Source organism: Pectobacterium peruviense, assembly GCF_002847345.1.
GTDB classification, from domain to species: Bacteria; Pseudomonadota; Gammaproteobacteria; order Enterobacterales; family Enterobacteriaceae; genus Pectobacterium; species Pectobacterium peruviense.
Window position 1 is genome coordinate 1 of sequence record NZ_LXFV01000038.1, and the last position, 4,805, is coordinate 4,805.

General features: G+C 42.6%; 4 protein-coding genes, 4 tRNA genes and 1 pseudogene. 2 read left to right on the top strand and 7 right to left on the bottom strand.

The genetic code is table 11. The features are described from left to right. The 5 genes from A0G03_RS20250 to A0G03_RS20270 form a co-directional block, all read right to left on the bottom strand. The coding region (locus A0G03_RS20250; protein WP_244177748.1) for a GTP-binding protein at positions 1–220 on the bottom strand (220 nt) is incomplete at its 3' end. Between the two features lie 107 nt (positions 221–327). After that, positions 328–403, bottom strand: a tRNA-Thr gene (locus A0G03_RS20255). 6 nt (positions 404–409) lie between these two features. Next, positions 410–484, bottom strand: a tRNA-Gly gene (locus A0G03_RS20260). Positions 485–612: 128 nt separating this feature from the next. Beyond that, a tRNA-Tyr gene (locus tag A0G03_RS20265) sits at positions 613–697 on the bottom strand. A 15-nt stretch (positions 698–712) separates the two neighbouring features. Then, positions 713–788: transfer RNA gene (locus A0G03_RS20270), tRNA-Thr, on the bottom strand. Positions 789–1,118: 330 nt separating this feature from the next. Between A0G03_RS20270 and A0G03_RS20275 the strand changes: the two are divergent. Beyond that, positions 1,119–1,516: pseudogene (locus A0G03_RS20275) on the top strand (hypothetical protein). Between the two features lie 209 nt (positions 1,517–1,725). After that, positions 1,726–2,676: a type I pantothenate kinase gene (coaA, locus tag A0G03_RS20280; RefSeq protein WP_048258305.1), complete on the top strand. Its 951-nt coding sequence runs from the start codon at positions 1,726–1,728 to the stop codon at positions 2,674–2,676. Positions 2,677–2,710: 34 nt separating this feature from the next. Here coaA and birA read toward each other — a convergent pair whose 3' ends face one another. Continuing rightward, positions 2,711–3,670, bottom strand: a complete 960-nt coding sequence (gene birA / locus A0G03_RS20285; protein WP_048258304.1) for a bifunctional biotin--[acetyl-CoA-carboxylase] ligase/biotin operon repressor BirA — start codon at positions 3,668–3,670, stop codon at positions 2,711–2,713. Beyond that, positions 3,667–4,704, bottom strand: coding sequence for a UDP-N-acetylmuramate dehydrogenase (gene murB / locus A0G03_RS20290; RefSeq protein WP_048258303.1), 1,038 nt, complete (start codon positions 4,702–4,704; stop codon positions 3,667–3,669). Before murB ends, birA begins: the two co-directional genes overlap by 4 nt. Between the last annotated feature and the right edge of the window lie 101 nt (positions 4,705–4,805).

A 4,805-nucleotide genomic window follows, 5' to 3' on the forward strand; every position in this document is an offset into this window, starting at 1 on the left:
ACGGGGTATCGTATTCAACGTGAGACGTGTTGATGGTGATACCACGTGCTTTTTCTTCTGGTGCGTTGTCGATCTGATCGAATGCACGTGCGTTACCACCGTAGGTTTTAGCCAGAACGGTAGTGATTGCAGCAGTCAGCGTTGTTTTACCATGGTCAACGTGGCCGATAGTACCGACGTTAACGTGCGGTTTTGTACGTTCAAATTTTTCTTTAGACATCGATTGTCCCTCTAAGACACGGATAAATCGGTGGTATCACCACATCAACCAAGCGATAGCTTGCTGAATTTATTCACAGAAAGAAAATCAGGAGGAGGAAAAGGAAGTGGTGCTGATAGGCAGATTCGAACTGCCGACCTCACCCTTACCAAGGGTGCGCTCTACCAACTGAGCTATATCAGCACATCTTGGAGCGGGCAGTGGGAATCGAACCCACATCATCAGCTTGGAAGGCTGAGGTAATAGCCATTATACGATGCCCGCATCCTGGAACTCGGCTACCTAATTTTTCTGTAGATTTTGAATTTGGGGAATAAGATTATAGACCCCGCCTTCGTCGATCCGGCTTAGTCTTGCTACCGCATCGGATATCCTGCTACCAGGATTGAATTTGGTGGTGGGGGAAGGATTCGAACCTTCGAAGTCTGTGACGGCAGATTTACAGTCTGCTCCCTTTGGCCGCTCGGGAACCCCACCTGATTGTGTACTTGATGGTGCCGGCTACCGGAATCGAACTGGTGACCTACTGATTACAAGTCAGTTGCTCTACCTACTGAGCTAAGCCGGCCTCAAGTGCTGCGCATTCTAGGTAGACAGAACGCTCGATGCAACAAAAAAATTGCGTAAAATGCGCTATCGCTTAGATTTTATCCAAATTCACCCATAAATCTAGACTACCAGTAAAAATTAGCGCAAAGAACCACCAGTTTATCCAATAAGATGAGGATGTCACCATCAAGACACTTCGATATCACTCGCGCCAAAAATACGTTATTTGCCCTTTAAGAGGGCAGACTCTGTACTGACAGATGTTATTTTGCTCGTTTCTCTAAGAGAATAGATCTGGAATGTATTTTGCCTGATTAGAAACAAATTGCTGTCAGACGGACAAAATGCGGTGAAAACGGTTCAACTCAATGCAGCAACCTTGCCTATCTATCGTGAAGAACTGGTCTATCTACTTATAGTTGTAGATGCTGTAGAAAACAGCGATTTTGTTGGTTACCACTTACCAGTACTTAACAAAGAAGCCGTAGAATATTTTCACGGATTGCAAACGTCTGTCCCCAGCGGTGAACGCATCCTATGGGTAGTGCGCGACGACGAAGGGGACGACTCTATTTAGATACTCAAGCAGAATCCTTCGCAGAAGCATTTTACCGCGTATTAGGATATCGCCACTTGGGAGAATTACCTGACTATGCTTGTACACCTTATGGCCATTACCACCCAACCGCCATTTATTATAAGTGCCTCTTTGCTGCGAATGGTTTAGGTAAAACAATCGCCGGCTAGCGTGTACCGGATGTACAGACACGGATGCATCGGGTACGGAACCGATTTTCTCTTCTTATTTCTATCAGCAAAGTGTTAACCTGCCATTATCAAAAATTTATTACACAAGAGAAGGTACCGCGATTATGGCGTTAGCTACACTAATAGCCCGCTTCGTCGTGGAACTATCACTCCCTTCTCTTACCTGTTAAGCAGGCAGAACACGACTTATGAGCAATAGAGAGCAATCTTTGGCCACGCCATATCTACAATTCAACCGCAGCCAATGGGCCGCCTTGCGCGATTCTGTCCCGTTAACGCTGACAGAAGAAGAGATCGTTAAACTCAAAGGGATTAACGAAGATCTTTCATTAGACGAGGTCGCAGAAATTTATCTGCCGTTATCTCGCCTGCTAAATTTCTATATCAGTTCTAATTTACGCCGTCAGGCTGTACTTGAGCAGTTCTTAGGAACTGATGGCCAAAAGATACCTTATATAATCGGCATTGCAGGTAGTGTCGCTGTAGGAAAAAGTACCACAGCCCGAGTGCTTCAAGCATTATTGAGCCGTTGGCCAGAACATCGCAGTGTCGAGTTAATTACAACCGATGGATTTCTTCATCCAAATAAAGTTTTAAAAGAACGTAATTTGATGAAGAAAAAAGGCTTCCCACAATCATATGATATGCATAGCTTGGTGAAATTTGTTTCTGATATAAAATCAGGAACACATAAAGTCACGGCACCGACGTATTCTCATCTGACATATGACATTGTACCTAATAATAATAAAGTGTTGGAGCAACCTGATATTTTAATATTAGAAGGCTTGAATGTCTTGCAAAGTGGAATGGACTATCCACATGATCCACATAGAGTTTTTGTATCCGATTTTGTGGATTTTTCTATCTATGTCGATGCGCCGGAGACACTCCTGCAAACATGGTATATAAATCGCTTCTTAAAATTCAGACAGGGTGCATTCTCAAACCCAAATTCATATTTCCATAATTACGCAAAACTGACGGAAGAGGAAGCTATCGGTATTGCATCTCAATTATGGAAAGAAATTAATGGGCTTAATTTAAAAGAAAATATTCTACCTACCAAGGAGAGGGCTAGCCTTATCATGACTAAAAGTGCTAACCATGCCGTTGAATGTGTTAGGTTAAGAAAGTGAAAAAATTAATACAAAAAGGGGGCTAACCCCCTTTTTACGCTCCACGCAGGGAAATCTCCCCACCTATATATGGCGTTATCAGACCGTCACTTTCTAACAACAATGCACCTTGGCGATCTATTCCGCGGTCAACACCGTATATTTCACGATTACCGATAATCAAACGGACTGAGCGATTAAAATAGTTATCCAATTTTTCCCATCGGGAAATGAATGGCTCAAGACCTTGTAGTTCAAAAATAGCCAAAGCTTCTCTTAATTCATAAATAAGAGTCGAAGCAAGTGTATTACGATTAATGTCTATACCTGCTTCTTGTAAATTTATCCATCCTTGATTAATAGTATCTGGGGCAGGCTCTCTCATTTGTAAATTGATACCAGCACCAATTACTAAATTAGCAGCATCACCCGTTTTTCCAGTCAATTCGACAAGAATGCCAGCTAGTTTTCGATCCTTTAGATATAAATCATTGGGCCATTTAACTCGAACACCCTCAGCACCAAGTTTGTGTAGCACTTCAGCCATTACGATACCGATTACCAAACTAACCCCAACAGCGGCGGCAGGTCCTTGTTCTAGGCGCCAATATAAGGACAAATATAAATTCGCTCCAAAAGGGGAAAACCATTGTCGACCCCGACGACCGCGCCCAGATTGCTGATATTCAGCAAGACATGCGTCACCGGAGGATAATGTATCCAATCGTTCTAACATGTACTGATTAGTAGAATCAACGACAGGTAAGACAGTGACTCCACCTTCTGGGAGATTTGTGAGGATGGCCTCTACATCTAATAACTGCATAGGCATAGGTAAAGAATAGCCTTTACCTGTTACAGTAAAAACATCAATTCCCCAATCACGTATAGTTTGAATATGTTTATTAATCGCAGCTCGGCTCATCCCCATCATTTCACCCAGTAATTCGCCGGAATAAAATTCACCATCAGAGAGAATCTTAATTAATTTAAGAGGGACCGTAATATCTTTCATGATAATACCTCAATAGCATTGACCTCTCCACGTGCAGCAATAAAGCGAACTTCAGGCTCCAACTGTATAGAGAACTTCTCAGCAACCCGATTGCGAACATAACGAGCTAATTCGACAATATCTGAACTTTTTGCATTATTTTTATTAATCAAAACCAATGCTTGCTTCTCGTGAACAGCCGCACCACCAAGCTGAAAGCCTTTAAGCTTACACTGATCAATTAACCAGCCCGCAGCCAACTTCACGTTACCATCAGCTTGTAAATACTGAGGAGCATTCGGATACTCTCGTAAAATACATTCAGCATCCTGTTGTGTAATTATCGGATTTTTAAAGAAGCTACCGGCATTACCTGTCACTACAGGATCTGGAAGTTTGCTTTGGCGCATATGACATACAGAATCAAACACCTGCTGTGGCGTAACAGTTTCAGGATTCAGTTTGGCCAAATCGCCGTAGTTCAGTATCGGATTCCACTCTTTCTTTAAAAAAAGCCCTACTGCAGTAATCGCAAACCCAGAACGGTAATGGTGCTTAAATATGCTTTCACGGTAACCAAATTGGCATTCTTCAGCGGTAAGACGCATGGTTTTACCTTCTGTTAGATCCAATAATTCAACGTAATCACAGACATGTTGCAATTCGATACCGTACGCACCAATATTCTGTATTGGCGCAGACCCCACACATCCGGGAATTAACGCCAGATTTTCTAACCCAACAATGCCATGTTTAAGCGTATATTCAACTAACTGATGCCAATTTTCACCAGCACCGACATGAAGATACCAGCTATCGCTTGTCTCACGAATATCTATACCTTTGATTCGATTTAGCAGAATAGTGCCTAAAAAATCTTCCAGAAAAAGAACATTACTTCCTTCTCCTAGTAATAAAACTGGCTCTTGTGATGCACTGGCGACGCGCCACCCTTCAATCAATTTGTCCTGAGTATCCGCAACCGTAATACAAGATGCAGAAACAGATAATGAGAAAGAGTTATGAGACTTCAATGAAATAAGGCTTGGCGCCATGATAGAAATACCGACTAATTTAGATATCACATAGTCTACCTGATCTACGCAGGATACCGACGGCCTTTTGCCAACCTAAACGTGTAAATCCCCCAGATTCT